Here is a 13,586-nt window from a genome sequence, read left to right as displayed (position 1 = left end):
CCCCGATAATCCCGGGCCGGGCAGTGGTTTTGTCGGTTCGATCACTTTGGGGTGCGGTGTTGCCTGTCGTCGGCCGCCGGGTGTGGTTATAATCGGCCACTTTATGAGCAAGAAGCGCGTTATGCAGCTGGTTCGAGGCCTCCACAACCTGCGCCCCCAGCATCGGGGCTGTGTCGCCACTATTGGCAACTTTGACGGTGTTCACCGTGGCCACCAGGCTATCCTGGCGCGACTGCGCGAGCGTGCGCTGGAGTTGGGCGTGCCCAGCTGCGTGGTGATCTTCGAACCGCAGCCACGGGAGTTTTTCGCCCCGGATACCGCTCCGGCCCGTCTGGCCCGGTTGCGCGACAAACTGCAATTGCTGGCCGCCGAAGGCGTCGACCGGGTCCTGTGCCTGGCCTTCAACCAACGCCTGAGCAAGCTCAGCGCTGCTGAGTTCGTCAAGACCATCCTGGTGGACGGTCTGGATGTGAAGCATCTGGAAGTCGGCGATGATTTCCGTTTCGGCTGTGACCGCTCCGGAGATTTCGACTACCTGCAACAAGCCGGTATCGCCCATGGTTTTACCGTCGAAGCGGCGCAGACTGTCGAAATGGACGGCTTGCGCGTCAGCAGTACCCAGGTCCGCAATGCCCTGGCGGCTGCCGACTTCGAATTGGCCGAGCGCTTGCTCGGCCGGTCGTACCGGATTGCCGGGCGGATCCTGCACGGGCAGAAACTGGCGCGCCAATTGGGCACGCCAACGGCCAACGTGCAACTCAAGCGTCGTCGTGTGCCGCTCACCGGGGTATTCCTGGTGAGTGTCGAGATCGACGGCAAGACCTGGCCCGGTGTCGCCAATATCGGCGTACGGCCCACGGTCCAAGGGGATGGCAAGGCCCACCTCGAAGTACATGTTCTGGATTTTGCCGGCGATCTGTATGACCGGCGTTTGACGGTGGTTTTCCACCATAAGCTGCGTGAAGAGCAGCGTTTTGCCTCTCTGGAGGCGCTCAAGACGGCGATCCATGCAGATATCGCCGCCGCCCGTGCCCTTGTCGCAACCAGCGCCAATCGCTAATGAAGAGCCTTAAATGACCGACTATAAAGCCACGCTAAACCTTCCGGACACCGCCTTCCCAATGAAGGCCGGCCTGCCTCAGCGCGAACCACAGATTCTGCAGCGTTGGGACAGCATTGGCCTGTACGGAAAGTTGCGCGAAATTGGCAAGGATCGTCCGAAGTTCGTCCTGCACGACGGCCCTCCGTACGCCAACGGCACTATCCACATCGGTCACGCGCTGAACAAGATTCTCAAGGACATGATCATCCGCTCCAAGACCCTGTCGGGTTTTGATGCGCCGTATGTCCCGGGCTGGGACTGCCACGGCCTGCCGATCGAACACAAGGTCGAAGTGACTCACGGCAAGAACCTGGGCGCGGACAAGACCCGCGAACTGTGCCGTGCCTACGCCACCGAGCAGATCGAAGGGCAGAAGTCCGAGTTCATCCGCCTCGGCGTGCTGGGCGACTTCGCCAACCCGTACAAGACCATGGACTTCAAGAACGAAGCCGGCGAAATCCGTGCCCTGGCGAAAATCGTCGAGGGCGGCTTCGTGTTCAAGGGCCTCAAGCCGGTGAACTGGTGCTTCGATTGCGGTTCGGCCCTGGCCGAGGCGGAAGTCGAGTACGAGAACAAGAAGTCCTCGACCATCGACGTCGCGTTCCCGATCGCCGATGAAGACAAGCTCGCCGCGGCTTTCGGCCTGGGCAAGCTGGCCAAGCCGGCCTCGATCGTGATCTGGACCACCACCCCGTGGACCATCCCGGCCAACCAGGCGCTGAACGTCCACCCGGAATTCAACTACGCCTTGGTCGATGTCGGCGACAAGCTGCTGGTGCTGGCCGAAGAGCTGGTCGAATCCTGCCTGGCCCGCTACAACCTCGAAGGTTCGGTGGTCGCCACGGCGCCAGGTTCGGCGCTGGAGCTGATCAGTTTCCGTCATCCGTTCTATGACCGCCTGTCGCCGGTATACTTGGCCGACTACGTGGAACTGGGTGCAGGTACTGGCGTGGTTCACTCCGCGCCGGCCTATGGCGTCGACGACTTCGTGACCTGCAAGAAATACGGCATGGTCAACGACGACATCCTCAACCCGGTGCAGAGCAATGGCGTATACGCGCCGTCGCTGGAGTTCTTTGGCGGCCAGTTCATCTGGAAAGCCAACCCGGCCATCGTCGACAAGCTGACCGAAGTCGGCGCGTTGCTGCACACCACCATCATCGAACACAGCTACATGCACTGCTGGCGCCACAAGACCCCGCTGATCTACCGCGCCACCGCGCAGTGGTTCATCGGCATGGACAAGCAGCCAACCAGCGGCGACACCCTGCGCCAGCGTTCGCTCAAGGCCATCGAAGAAACCCAGTTCGTGCCGGCCTGGGGCCAGGCGCGCCTGCACTCGATGATCGCCAACCGTCCGGACTGGTGCATCTCCCGCCAGCGTAACTGGGGCGTGCCGATCCCGTTCTTCTTGAACAAGGAAAGCGGTGAGTTGCACCCGCGCACCGTCGAACTGATGGAAATCGTGGCCAAGCGCGTCGAAGCCGAAGGCATCGAAGCCTGGTTCAAGATGGATGCCGCCGAGCTGCTGGGTGACGAAGCGCCACTGTACGACAAGATCAGCGACACCCTGGACGTCTGGTTCGACTCCGGCACCACCCATTGGCACGTGCTGCGCGGTTCGCACCCGATGGGCCACGAGAGCGGCCCGCGTGCCGACCTGTATCTGGAAGGCTCGGACCAGCACCGTGGCTGGTTCCACTCGTCGCTGCTGACCGGTTGCGCCATCGACAATCACGCGCCGTACCGCGAGTTGCTGACCCACGGCTTCACGGTCGACGAGTCCGGTCGCAAGATGTCCAAGTCCCTGGGCAACGTGATCGCGCCGCAGAAGGTCAACGACACCCTGGGCGCCGACATCATGCGCCTGTGGGTTGCGTCCACCGATTATTCCGGCGAGATGGCCGTTTCCGAGCAGATCCTGCAACGCAGCGCGGACGCCTACCGGCGGATCCGTAACACCGCGCGCTTCCTGCTTTCCAACCTGACCGGTTTCAACCCGGCCACCGACCTGCTGCCGGCCGAAGAAATGCTCGCGCTGGACCGTTGGGCCGTGGACCGTACCCTGTTGCTGCAACGCGAATTGCAGGAGCACTACGGCGAATACCGCTTCTGGAACGTCTACTCCAAGATCCACAACTTCTGCGTGCAGGAGCTCGGTGGTTTCTACCTCGACATCATCAAGGACCGCCAGTACACCACCGGCGCCAACAGCAAGGCCCGTCGTTCGTGCCAGACCGCGCTGTTCCACATCAGCGAGGCGCTGGTGCGCTGGATCGCACCGATCCTGGCGTTCACCGCCGACGAGCTGTGGCAGTACCTGCCGGGCGAGCGCAACGAATCGGTGATGCTCAACACCTGGTACGAAGGCCTGACCGAACTGCCGCAAGGCTTCGAGCTGGACCGTGCGTATTGGGATCGCGTGATGGCGGTCAAGGCGGCGGTCAACAAGGAAATGGAGATCCAGCGCGCGGCCAAGGCCGTCGGTGGCAACCTGCAGGCCGAAGTCACGCTCTACGCCGAAGACGCCCTGAGTGCCGATCTGGCCAAGCTGAGCAACGAGCTGCGCTTCGTGCTGATCACCTCCACCGCCAGCGTTGCACCTTTCGTGCAGGCGCCGGCCGATGCGGTGATCACTGAAGTCAGCGGCCTGAAGCTGAAGATCGTCAAGTCGAACCACACCAAGTGCGCCCGTTGCTGGCACTGCCGTGAAGACGTCGGCGTGAACCCGGAGCATCCGGAAATCTGCGGTCGTTGCGTGGACAATATCAGCGGCACCGGTGAGGTTCGTCATTATGCCTAACGCAGCGGGCCGCTTCGGGCGGCTGGGCTGGCTCTGGTTGAGTGTGCTGGTCCTGGTCATCGACCAGGCCAGCAAGTACTACTTCGAGAACTCGCTGACGATGTACCAGCAGATCGTGATCATTCCCGACTACTTCAGCTGGACCTTGGCCTACAACACCGGAGCGGCGTTCAGTTTCCTGGCCGACAGCTCAGGCTGGCAGCGCTGGCTGTTCGCCCTGATCGCCATCGTGGTCAGCGCCGTGCTGGTGGTCTGGCTCAAGCGCCTGGGGCGCAATGAGACCTGGCTGGCCGTGGCGCTGGCCTTGGTGCTCGGTGGTGCCTTGGGCAACCTCTATGACCGCATCGCGTTGGGCCATGTCATTGATTTCATCCTGGTGCATTGGCAGAACCGCTGGTATTTCCCAGCGTTCAACTTTGCCGACAGTGCCATCAGCGTGGGCGCCGTGATGCTCGCCCTGGACATGTTCAAGAGCAAGAAAACCGGAGAAGCCGTCCATGACTGAGCAGCGTATCGCTCAAAACACTGAAGTGAAGCTTCACTTCGCCCTGTACCTGGAAAACGGTGACACCGTCGACAGCACCTTCGACAAGGCTCCAGCGGTGTTCAAGGTCGGTGACGGCAACCTGTTGCCAGGCTTCGAAGCGGCGATCTTCGGCTTCAAGGCCGGCGACAAGCGCACCGTGATCGTACCGCCAGAAAACGCCTTTGGTCAGCCCAACCCGCAAAACGTGCAGACCATGCCACGCTCCCAGTTCCAGGACATGGAACTGTCTGAGGGCCTGCTGGTGATCTTCAACGACGCGGCCAATACCGAGCTGCCGGGTGTGGTGAAGGCTTTCGACGACGTCCAGGTGACCGTGGACTTCAACCATCCGCTGGCGGGCAAGACCTTGAACTTCGAGGTGGAAATCCTTGAGGTCAAGGCGGTTTAAGAGTTAACGGCAATTACCGCTCCCACAATACCTGTGGGAGCGAGCCTGCTCGCGAAGGCTGAGTTACAGCCACCGTCGAGTTGACTGACCCACCGCATCGCGAGCAGGCTCGCTCCCACAGACACGAGGCACAGCATGCAAATCAAACTCGCCAACCCCCGTGGCTTCTGCGCCGGTGTGGACCGGGCGATCGAAATCGTCAACCGCGCCCTGGAAGTCTTCGGGCCGCCGATCTACGTGCGCCACGAAGTGGTCCACAACAAATTCGTCGTCGAAGACCTGCGTAGTCGCGGGGCGATTTTCGTCGAGGAACTGGACCAGGTGCCGGACGACGTCATCGTGATCTTCAGCGCCCACGGGGTTTCCCAGGCAGTACGCACCGAAGCCGCCGGCCGTGGCCTGAAGGTCTTCGACGCGACGTGCCCACTGGTGACCAAGGTGCACATCGAAGTGGCGCGCTACAGCCGTGATGGTCGTGAATGCATCCTGATCGGCCATGAAGGCCATCCGGAAGTCGAAGGCACCATGGGCCAATACGATGCCAGCAACGGCGGTGCGATCTACCTGGTCGAAGACGAAGAAGACGTGGCGGCCTTGCAGGTTCGCAACCCTGAGAGCCTGGCTTTTGTTACCCAGACGACCCTGTCCATGGACGACACCAGCCGTGTGATCGACGCCCTGCGCTCGCGCTTTCCGGCCATTGGCGGCCCGCGCAAGGATGACATCTGCTACGCCACCCAGAATCGTCAGGATGCGGTCAAGCAACTGGCCGACGAATGCGATGTGGTGCTGGTCGTCGGCAGCCCGAACAGCTCCAACTCCAACCGCTTGCGTGAGCTGGCCGAGCGCATGTCCACCCCGGCCTACCTGATCGACGGTGCCGAGGACATGCAACGCAGCTGGTTCGATGGCGTCGAGCGCATCGGCATCACCGCCGGTGCTTCCGCGCCGGAAGTGCTTGTGCGCGGCGTGATCCAGCAATTGCAGGCCTGGGGCGCAATCGGTGCCGATGAACTGGCCGGTCGCGAGGAGAACATCACGTTCTCGATGCCGAAAGAGCTGCGCGTGCGCTCCTTGCTTTAAGTCCTTTCTCACACAGCGCCTGCTCGGCCTCGACGCTTTCCAGGCGGACGCGGCCGGAGGGCGCCAGTATCACTTGATGGTGGCTGACCGGCTCGCGTTTGGCGCAGACATGCAGCCTGCCGGCCTGGAAGGCGCCGCTGGGGTGCAGGGCTTCCCCCTGGCTGCCGAACCTCACCCTGCGTCTCATTGGCTGGTTGCCGACCACGCGAGCGCTGGCGGGGCGTTCCATCAGCAAGGTTTTTTCCTTGTTATCCAGCATGATCCGCCAACCCTTGCCCCAGTCATTGTCTATTCCTTGTATCAATACCCTGCGGTTACGCGTGATGGCTTCGCCGCGGGCAATGCGCAACCCGCTGATCAGCAACTGCGCGGTGTCCTCGCGTTCGATGGATTCGATCAGCTCTTTGTAGCTTGCGCCGGCCCACGGCAGAACAATTGCGGCGATTGCCAGTCCCATGAGCAGTTCGATCAGGCTGAAACCCTGTTGATACATGACGTCTCCTCCCTGGAGTACGAAAACGACGAGCGCCGTGAACAGAAACAACCGCACACACGGCGGTGGTTTGTTCTAGCGTGTAGAGGCAGGTATAGCCGACGGCAACGGAGGGCATCGATGGATCTTCGTACAAAAGGTTTCACGCTGATCGAGGTGCTGGTGGCCCTTGGCGTGCTGCTGATCCTGATCACCATGGCGGTGCCCTCATTCACCGGCGCGCTGCAGAGCACCAAGGCCGACACCGAGATCGACGACTTGCGCCGGGCGCTGAACTTTACCCGGATGGAGGCGATCGACCGTGGTATCACCACGCGAATTCGCCCCTCGACCGAGGGTAGCGTCTGGAGCGGCGAACTGACGGTCTATGACAGTACTGGCTCGCTGGCCAATGTATTGCGGGTTGTTCCAGCAATGAGCAGCGGCTCGACTCTGACGCTAACCTCAGAAGTGACCAGCATTGATTTCAACAACCTCGGCGGGTTGTCGGCACCGGCCACGCCGGTGAGTTTCAATTATGTACGCGGGGCGCAGAGCAGGACGCTGAGTGTTTGCCTCAATGGAAGAATCGTATTGGGTGGAAGTTGCGGATGAAGGGTTGCAGTAAAAGGGCGCAGGCCGGCATGACGTTGATCGAAGTGCTAGTGGCGGTGCTGATTCTCGGCGTCGGTTTGCTGGGGGCGGCGATGATCCAGCTCAATGCGCTCAAGTACACCGACAGTTCGCGCATGACCAGCCAGGCCAGCTTCATTGCCTACGACCTGCTGGACCGCATTCGCGCCAACTCCGGCGCCGACTACACCATTACGCCGCCCAGCTCGCCGAACCTCAACGTGGCCCGCGACCAGGACCTCTACGATTTCAAGACCAATATCATCGCCTTCGGCGGAGCCACGGCCACCGGCACCATTGCACTGAACCAGCGGGTCTACACCATCACCATTTCCTGGGACGACGCCCGGGCCGCCAACACCACCGACGCGGCCGAGGCGCGGCGCAGCTTTGTGCTGACCAGCCGCGTCGCCGTCGATCCGGTAGGAACGACGCCATGAACCGGCACAGTCGCGGTTTCGGACTGATCGAGTTGATGATCGCGCTGGTGCTCAGCCTGATCGTCGTGTTGGGTGTCGTGCAGATTTTCATTGCCGCCAAAAATACCTACGTCAGCCAGAATGCCGCCGCGGTGATTCAGGAGGACGCGCGGTTTGCCTTGAGCAAAATGGTCCAGGAAATTCGCATGGTGGGCATGTTCGGCTGTCTGGCGACCGTCATCGATGCCTCAACGGATAACAGTTTCGCGGCCAGCCAGACCACTCCAATCCGTTGGGATAACGCCAACCGGAGGTTGACCCTGGTCACCGCGGACATTGGGAGTGGCGGTAGCGTGCCGACCTGGACCGTCGTCTCCGATTGCCGTACCTCGGCGACGGCCTACTCGAACGCCCGGGTGCCAGCGGCGGGGCAGTTGGCCTTCCCGATCCGTCGACTGGTCTACAGCTTCAACAACAACCAATTGCTGCTGGGCAGCGGCACCGCCAATCCGCCGACTCTGTCGGTGCTGGTGGACAACGTGCGGGCGTTCGACGTGACCTTTGGCGTAGCTGCCAGCGCCACGGACATCGCAGCGTCGAGCTACACCGGCAACCCGGCAGATCCGGCACTGATCCGCAGCGTGCGCCTGAGCCTGACGCTCTTTGATCCAAGGAACACGGTGCGCGAGCAGACCTTCAATGTGGTTGCCGCCTTGCGCAACCGGCTTCTATGAGGGAGCGATCGATGAGCTCGATGGATCTCAAGCATCGCCAGCGTGGCATGGCACTGCTGGTCAGCCTGGTTTTCCTGTTGCTGCTGACGCTGATCGGCCTGTCGTCGATGCAGAGCGCTACCCTCCAGGAAAAAATGACCAGCAGCGTCATGCAGCGCAACCAGTCCTTCCAGATTGCCGAGGCTGCGCTGAGGATGGGTGAGAGTGCGGTGCAGGTCGAGACCTATTCCTTGCCAGCCTGTACCACCACCATCCAATGCGCGCCGCCGCCTGAGTCGGCGACCGTTAACGTGGCAGGACGTTATTCATCTTCGGGGGTGCTGTGGGTTGCCGCTGCCGGCGGGTTCTATGGCGTGCAGAACATCGGCACTACGCTCGCGGCGGTCAACGTGCCGGTCAATACCTCGGCGACGCTGTACCGGATCACGGCGGTGGCGGTGGTGGGCAATAACCAGCGCAGCGTGGTGGAGAGCATCTATGCGAAATACTGAGGCTCGCCGTGGCTGGATAGCGATGTTGTGGGGGGTGTTGCTCAACCTTTATCTGATGACCCCGGCCTATGGGTTCACGCCTTCGGATTCACCGCTGTTGAGTGCGGCTGCCGTCACGCCGAACGTCATGCTGCTGATCGATGATTCGGGGAGCATGAACAACATTATCTGGGCGGCGGGGTTTGATCCGGCGGCGGCGCAAACGCGCACTTATGCCTGCAGCGCCAGTAACAACTGTAACGACAGGTATGAGCTGGACCTGGATGATTCGAACATCCTCTTGGTGGGCCTGTTGCGTGGCGGCTGCTCGTCTGGCTGGTACGGTTTCTATCGACCCGGCATTGGGCGGGTCTGCCTTCGGTTGCCAGACCCGGTGGGAGGCGGCAATACCCGTTACACCGGTAAATACCTGGCGTATCTGGTGACCCTGGCCAACGGCTCGAGCCGGGATTTCACCACTGGCACGATTCCCAACGATTATCGAATCAACGTGGCGCGGGATGTGTCCAACGACCTGGTTGCCAGCAATCGTGCCTTGCGTATCGGCCTCGCCACGTTCAACCCGCCTAACAGCAGCAACTCCGGGCCAGGGGGCTACATCGCTCGTGCCATCAGCGACCTGTCGCCGGTCAGCGGCAGCGTGACCCAGACCCAGGCCAACAGCAACTACAGCGCCCTGATCAACGCCATCAACGGCTTGGGCGCCGTTGCGAACACGCCATTGGCGGAAAGCTATTACGAAGTCACCCGCTATTTCAGGGGCATGGCGCCTTACTACAATGCAACGCCCGCCACCTACACCAGCCCGATCCAGTACCGTTGCCAGAAAAACTTCGGTGTAGTGATCACCGACGGCTTGCCCACCTATGACCGGACGTTCCCCACCAACGACCCGCTGGGCGGCACCCGGCTGCCGAATTGGGATGGGATCAGCAACAACGATGGTGCCGATCCTCTCGGCAATGCGGAGGGCGACACGCTTTACCTGGACGACATCGCCAAGTTCGCCTTCGATATCGACATGCGCTCCACCGGCACCGACGCCACGGGCAAGAGCTGGAACGCCACGGATTTTCCCAGGCAATACCTCAATACCTACACCGTGGGTTTTGCCGTCACCAACCAGATGTTGTCCGACGCTGCCCGTTACGGGACGGGCAAGTATTATCCGGCGAGCGACAGCGAGGGCCTGAACTCGGCGTTGGCCTCTGCCCTGAGCGACATCACCTCCAAGGCCGGCTCCGGGGGCGGCGGCACCACCAACGCCGCCACGTTGTCGAGCACCTCCAGTTACTACCAGACCACTTATGACCCCAAGGACTGGCGTGGCACCATCCGGGCGTTCGGCTTCACCACGGCGGGCACGGTCAACACGGCAGCGGTGCAGTGGACCACCGACACCGCCATCGTGCCCGGCGCGACGGCACCGATCTATCAGTCCTGGAACACCGCGACCAACGTGCCGGTGACCCTGGCCTACGGCAACTTTTCCCCGGCCCAGCAAACCAGCCTCAGCCAGAACCTGCCTACGGGAATCACCGGCAATGACCTGGTGGAGTGGAGCAAGGGCATCAACAAAACCGGCCTGAAGGTGCGCAGCGCGTTGCTGGGGGACATTATCAATTCGCCGCTGGTGCTGGCATCGCCCAATGACCAGACCGCTGCGGACCTGCTCAACGACACCAGCTACAGCACCTATCTGGCGACCAAGGCGACGAACATGAGTACCAGCCTGGTGGTGAACGGCAACGATGGTTTTTTCAGTGTCATCAACAGTGCAAACGGCACGCGGCGTTACGCCTACATGCCTTCGAACGTGCTGCCCTCGTTGCAGGACATCGCCGACACCAACTACATCAACGGCGTGAGCCACAAGTTTCTGGTGGATGGACAGGTCGGTGCATTCGACGTGCAATCTGGGAGTGCCTGGAAGACCGTAGCCCTGGGCGGCACGGGGGCGGGGGGAAAAACGTTCTTCGCGGTGCAACTGTTCGATGCGGCGGCAGGCAATGCGTTTCGGGCGCTGTGGGAAATCAGTGCGCCAACCGTTGCCAACACGACCAACGCCCTCAATGACCTGGGCTACGCCTACGCACGCCCTGAAGTCGCGCGCCTGGCGGACGGTCGCTGGGCGGCGTTCATCGCCAACGGCTATGGCAGCAACAGCGGCGTGGCGGCGTTGTACGTGGTGGATATCCGCGACGGTTCGCTTATCCGCAAAATCGTCGTCAACAGCAGTGAGACCGATAACGGCCTGTCGTCGGTCAAGTTGCGGGTCAACTCCCAGAATGTGGTGCAGGCCGCGTACGGTGGCGACTTGAAAGGACGAATGTGGAAATTCGACCTCAGCGGCACTTCACCCACCGCGTGGGGACTGGCGTTTGCCGGCCAACCATTGTTCACCGCCCCCGGCGGCGCGACCCAGCCGATCACCGTGCAGCCCCTGCTGGCGGCCAACCCCCAGGGCGGCACCCAGGTGTTTTTCGGTACCGGCAAGTTCAACGAAGCGGCCGACAAGCTCAACAAGGATCTGCAAGCGTTCTATTCGATCTGGGACGCCACTGGCGGTGGAGGGCAAATCACTGTGTCTAGCCTGCAGGCCCAGTCGATCACGGGTGTGTTTTCAGGCAGCTCAGGGCAGTTCGTGACCACCAGCCAGACCGACGTGGCTTATCCGTCGCAAAAGGGCTGGTATCTGCCCTTGGTATATAACAATGTGCTGACCGGGGAGCGAGTGATCAACCCGGCCAATCTGGTGAGCGGGCGCGTGGTCTTTACTACGGCCGCCGTCGATACCACCGACCCTTGCGCCAGCTTCGGTACCGGCAAACTGATCGAATTGGATGCGTTCAACGGTAAGATGCTCAACTATGCGGTGCTCGATACCAACGGTGACGGCACTCTCAACAGTTCCGATACGATTTCCAGCGGGGTGGTCTTCACGGGGGGGATCCCGACCTTGAGCGCCGTCGTCAGCGCCAGCGGGGCCACCAACATGATCGTCAACGACTCCAGCGGCAACATCACCGAGCTGCTGGAAAAATCCGTGGGCGGCAGCCGCCGCATCATGTGGCGACAAATACAATGAAGAGGCAAGGCATGCGCAGATCCAACCGAGGTTTCACCTTGATCGAAATCATGATCGTGATCGCGATCATCGGTATCGTGATCACCGTCGGCTATCCGAGCCTGACCGAATACATGAAGAAGGGCCGGCGGACCGAAATCGCCGGGCTGTTATCGGAGCAGGCGCAGATTCTCGAGCGCTACTACTCGAAGAACAACGTCTATACCAATGCGACCGGCCTGAGCGGAGGCAACGATTTCTATACCATTACCCAGACATTGACGGACCAGAGCTTCATCCTGACCGCTGTGCGCAAGAGTGGCTCGTCCATGGCCACGGATAAATGCGGTGACTTCAGAATCACCAATACCGGGGTGCGAAGCGTCGAGAATGCCGCCGGGATGACCGCCAAGGATTGCTGGGGCCGCTGAGTATCTTTTTTCGGGTGCAGCCTTGCGCCCTCTGTCTTATGAGTCGAATCAGAACATGACCAGGCAACAGCAAGTGGTGATTGTCGGCGGCGGAGTCATTGGCCTGCTGACGGCGTTCAATCTGGCGTCCGAAGGACAGCGTGTGGTGTTGCTGGACCGTTCCAGTGTCGGCCAGGAATCGTCCTGGGCCGGCGGCGGTATCGTGTCGCCGTTGTACCCCTGGCGCTACAGCCCGGCGGTCACGGCGCTGGCCCATTGGTCGCAGGATTTTTATCCACAGCTGGGCGAGCGTTTGTTCGCCGCGACCGGGGTCGATCCGCAAGTGCATGTCACCGGTCTGTATTGGCTGGACCTGGACGATCAGGACGAAGCGCTGGCCTGGGCCGAGCGGGAAGGCCGCCCGATGCGGGCTGTGGATATCTCGGCTGTCCATGATGCCGTGCCGGTGCTGGGCGCGGGTTTTTCCCGGGCGATCTACATGGCCGACGTGGCCAACGTGCGCAATCCCCGATTGGTGAAGTCCCTCAAGGCTGCCTTGCTGGCGATGCCGAACGTCACGCTTCATGAACATTGCGAAGTCAGTGGGTTCATTCGCGAGGGTGGGCGTGTGGTGGGCGTGCACAGTTCTGCCGGAGAAATTCGTGGTGATGAGGTGGTACTGGCTGCAGGTGCCTGGAGTGGCGAGTTGCTCAAGACCTTGGGCTTGAAGTTGCCGGTCGAGCCGGTCAAGGGCCAGATGATTTTGTACAAGTGCGCGTCGGATTTTCTGTCGAGCATGGTCCTGGCCAAGGGGCGTTATGCGATTCCGCGTCGTGATGGGCATATTCTGGTTGGCAGTACGCTGGAGCGTGAGGGCTTCGACAAGACCCCGACCGATACTGCGTTGGAGAGCCTGAAGGCTTCGGCGCAGCAGTTGATTCCGGCGCTGGCGGGCGCCGAGGTGGTCGGGCATTGGGCTGGGTTGCGGCCTGGCTCGCCTGAAGGCATTCCCTATATCGGCGAGGTGCCGGGGGTTGCTGGGCTTTGGCTGAACTGTGGGCATTATCGCAATGGGCTGGTCTTGGCTCCTGCGTCGTGTCAGTTGTTTACGGATTTGATGTTAGGGCGTGAGCCGGTGATCGATCCTGCGCCGTATGCGCCGGCGGGGCGGTTGTAAGGTTCGGTTTTTCCTGTGGGAGCGAGTTTGCTTGCGATGGCGGTGTGTTGATCGAGTACATATCCATTGCTGCGGTAACGGCTGCTTAGGGTTCCGCCCTGACGGCGGCTCACTTTTGAAAAGCGCAAAAGTAAGCAAAACGCTCTTGCCCCCGGCGTTTTTCAAGGTAGTTGTCGCGTCAACCGTTTTGCTATGCCGCTTTTTTCTCGGTCTGCTGTTCCCGATCCGGGTTCAGCAGCACCGTTCCTATCGGCTCCCAG

The 13,586-nt window shown here is 61.3% G+C and carries 13 protein-coding genes; 12 read left to right on the top strand and 1 reads right to left on the bottom strand.

Annotation, left to right across the window (positions count from 1 at the left end; genetic code table 11):
* Positions 1–121 precede the first annotated feature (121 nt).
* The 5 genes from ribF (at position 122) to ispH (ending at position 5,923) form a co-directional block, all read left to right on the top strand.
* On the top strand, positions 122–1,060 hold the full coding sequence (ribF, locus tag ASC85_RS23350) for a bifunctional riboflavin kinase/FAD synthetase (protein WP_057451576.1): 939 nt from the start codon (positions 122–124) through the stop codon (positions 1,058–1,060).
* 13 nt (positions 1,061–1,073) lie between these two features.
* Positions 1,074–3,905: an isoleucine--tRNA ligase gene (gene ileS, locus ASC85_RS23345; RefSeq protein ID WP_057451575.1), complete on the top strand. Its 2,832-nt coding sequence runs from the start codon at positions 1,074–1,076 to the stop codon at positions 3,903–3,905.
* Positions 3,898–4,410 carry a signal peptidase II gene (lspA, locus tag ASC85_RS23340; RefSeq protein WP_014340279.1) on the top strand — a complete coding sequence of 171 codons (513 nt, stop codon included), beginning with the start codon at positions 3,898–3,900 and terminating at the stop codon, positions 4,408–4,410. Before ileS ends, lspA begins: the two co-directional genes overlap by 8 nt.
* Positions 4,403–4,840 (top strand): FKBP-type peptidyl-prolyl cis-trans isomerase, encoded by a 438-nt coding sequence (locus ASC85_RS23335; protein WP_057451574.1) that lies wholly within the window; start codon positions 4,403–4,405, stop codon positions 4,838–4,840. Before lspA ends, ASC85_RS23335 begins: the two co-directional genes overlap by 8 nt.
* Positions 4,841–4,975: 135 nt before the next feature.
* Entirely contained in the window at positions 4,976–5,923 is a 948-nt protein-coding gene (gene ispH / locus ASC85_RS23330) for a 4-hydroxy-3-methylbut-2-enyl diphosphate reductase (protein ID WP_057451573.1), read from the top strand.
* Here the strand turns inward: ispH and ASC85_RS23325 are convergent.
* Positions 5,877–6,416 (bottom strand): GspH/FimT family pseudopilin, encoded by a 540-nt coding sequence (locus ASC85_RS23325; RefSeq protein WP_057451572.1) that lies wholly within the window; start codon positions 6,414–6,416, stop codon positions 5,877–5,879. The two genes, ispH and ASC85_RS23325, sit on opposite strands and share 47 nt — an antisense overlap.
* Positions 6,417–6,536: 120 nt before the next feature.
* On the opposite strand from ASC85_RS23325, the gene ASC85_RS23320 reads away from it, so the two are divergent.
* From ASC85_RS23320 to thiO, 7 genes are read left to right on the top strand one after another with little or no spacing between them, the layout of a single operon-like run.
* Positions 6,537–7,010 (top strand): GspH/FimT family pseudopilin, encoded by a 474-nt coding sequence (locus ASC85_RS23320; RefSeq protein ID WP_057451571.1) that lies wholly within the window; start codon positions 6,537–6,539, stop codon positions 7,008–7,010.
* Complete coding sequence (pilV, locus tag ASC85_RS23315; protein ID WP_057451570.1) at positions 7,007–7,468, top strand: type IV pilus modification protein PilV; 462 nt, start codon at positions 7,007–7,009, stop codon at positions 7,466–7,468. The genes ASC85_RS23320 and pilV overlap by 4 nt, the downstream gene beginning before the upstream one ends.
* Complete coding sequence (locus ASC85_RS23310; protein WP_057451569.1) at positions 7,465–8,181, top strand: PilW family protein; 717 nt, start codon at positions 7,465–7,467, stop codon at positions 8,179–8,181. Before pilV ends, ASC85_RS23310 begins: the two co-directional genes overlap by 4 nt.
* Positions 8,178–8,672 carry a pilus assembly PilX family protein gene (locus tag ASC85_RS23305; protein ID WP_057451568.1) on the top strand — a complete coding sequence of 165 codons (495 nt, stop codon included), beginning with the start codon at positions 8,178–8,180 and terminating at the stop codon, positions 8,670–8,672. The genes ASC85_RS23310 and ASC85_RS23305 overlap by 4 nt, the downstream gene beginning before the upstream one ends.
* Entirely contained in the window at positions 8,659–11,760 is a 3,102-nt protein-coding gene (locus ASC85_RS23300) for a pilus assembly protein (RefSeq protein ID WP_057451567.1), read from the top strand. Before ASC85_RS23305 ends, ASC85_RS23300 begins: the two co-directional genes overlap by 14 nt.
* Before the next feature lie 11 nt (positions 11,761–11,771).
* A complete protein-coding gene (locus tag ASC85_RS23295; protein ID WP_057451566.1) occupies positions 11,772–12,170 on the top strand; it encodes a type IV pilin protein in 399 nt (132 codons plus the stop codon).
* A gap of 55 nt (positions 12,171–12,225) precedes the next feature.
* Positions 12,226–13,326 (top strand): glycine oxidase ThiO, encoded by a 1,101-nt coding sequence (thiO, locus tag ASC85_RS23290; RefSeq protein ID WP_057451565.1) that lies wholly within the window; start codon positions 12,226–12,228, stop codon positions 13,324–13,326.
* The last annotated feature ends 260 nt before the right edge of the window (positions 13,327–13,586 follow it).

It is taken from the genome of Pseudomonas sp. Root401 (assembly GCF_001425105.1).
GTDB lineage: Bacteria > Pseudomonadota > Gammaproteobacteria > Pseudomonadales > Pseudomonadaceae > Aquipseudomonas > Aquipseudomonas brassicacearum.
This window is presented reverse-complemented; position numbering and strand designations above follow the sequence as displayed.

Excerpts from the sequence above, each read along its gene's own strand:
- ispH (WP_057451573.1), top strand. The coding sequence starts at position 4,976 with ATGCAAATCAAACTCGCCAACCCCCGTGGCTTCTGCGCCGGTGTGGAC.
- ASC85_RS23325 (WP_057451572.1), bottom strand. The coding sequence starts at position 6,416 with ATGTATCAACAGGGTTTCAGCCTGATCGAACTGCTCATGGGACTGGCA.
- ASC85_RS23310 (WP_057451569.1), top strand. The coding sequence starts at position 7,465 with ATGAACCGGCACAGTCGCGGTTTCGGACTGATCGAGTTGATGATCGCG.
- ASC85_RS23295 (WP_057451566.1), top strand. The coding sequence starts at position 11,772 with ATGCGCAGATCCAACCGAGGTTTCACCTTGATCGAAATCATGATCGTG.
- pilV (WP_057451570.1), top strand. The coding sequence starts at position 7,007 with ATGAAGGGTTGCAGTAAAAGGGCGCAGGCCGGCATGACGTTGATCGAA.
- ASC85_RS23305 (WP_057451568.1), top strand. The coding sequence starts at position 8,178 with ATGAGGGAGCGATCGATGAGCTCGATGGATCTCAAGCATCGCCAGCGT.
- ASC85_RS23320 (WP_057451571.1), top strand. The coding sequence starts at position 6,537 with ATGGATCTTCGTACAAAAGGTTTCACGCTGATCGAGGTGCTGGTGGCC.
- ASC85_RS23300 (WP_057451567.1), top strand. The coding sequence starts at position 8,659 with ATGCGAAATACTGAGGCTCGCCGTGGCTGGATAGCGATGTTGTGGGGG.
- ileS (WP_057451575.1), top strand. The coding sequence starts at position 1,074 with ATGACCGACTATAAAGCCACGCTAAACCTTCCGGACACCGCCTTCCCA.
- ribF (WP_057451576.1), top strand. The coding sequence starts at position 122 with ATGCAGCTGGTTCGAGGCCTCCACAACCTGCGCCCCCAGCATCGGGGC.
- thiO (WP_057451565.1), top strand. The coding sequence starts at position 12,226 with ATGACCAGGCAACAGCAAGTGGTGATTGTCGGCGGCGGAGTCATTGGC.
- ASC85_RS23335 (WP_057451574.1), top strand. The coding sequence starts at position 4,403 with ATGACTGAGCAGCGTATCGCTCAAAACACTGAAGTGAAGCTTCACTTC.
- lspA (WP_014340279.1), top strand. The coding sequence starts at position 3,898 with ATGCCTAACGCAGCGGGCCGCTTCGGGCGGCTGGGCTGGCTCTGGTTG.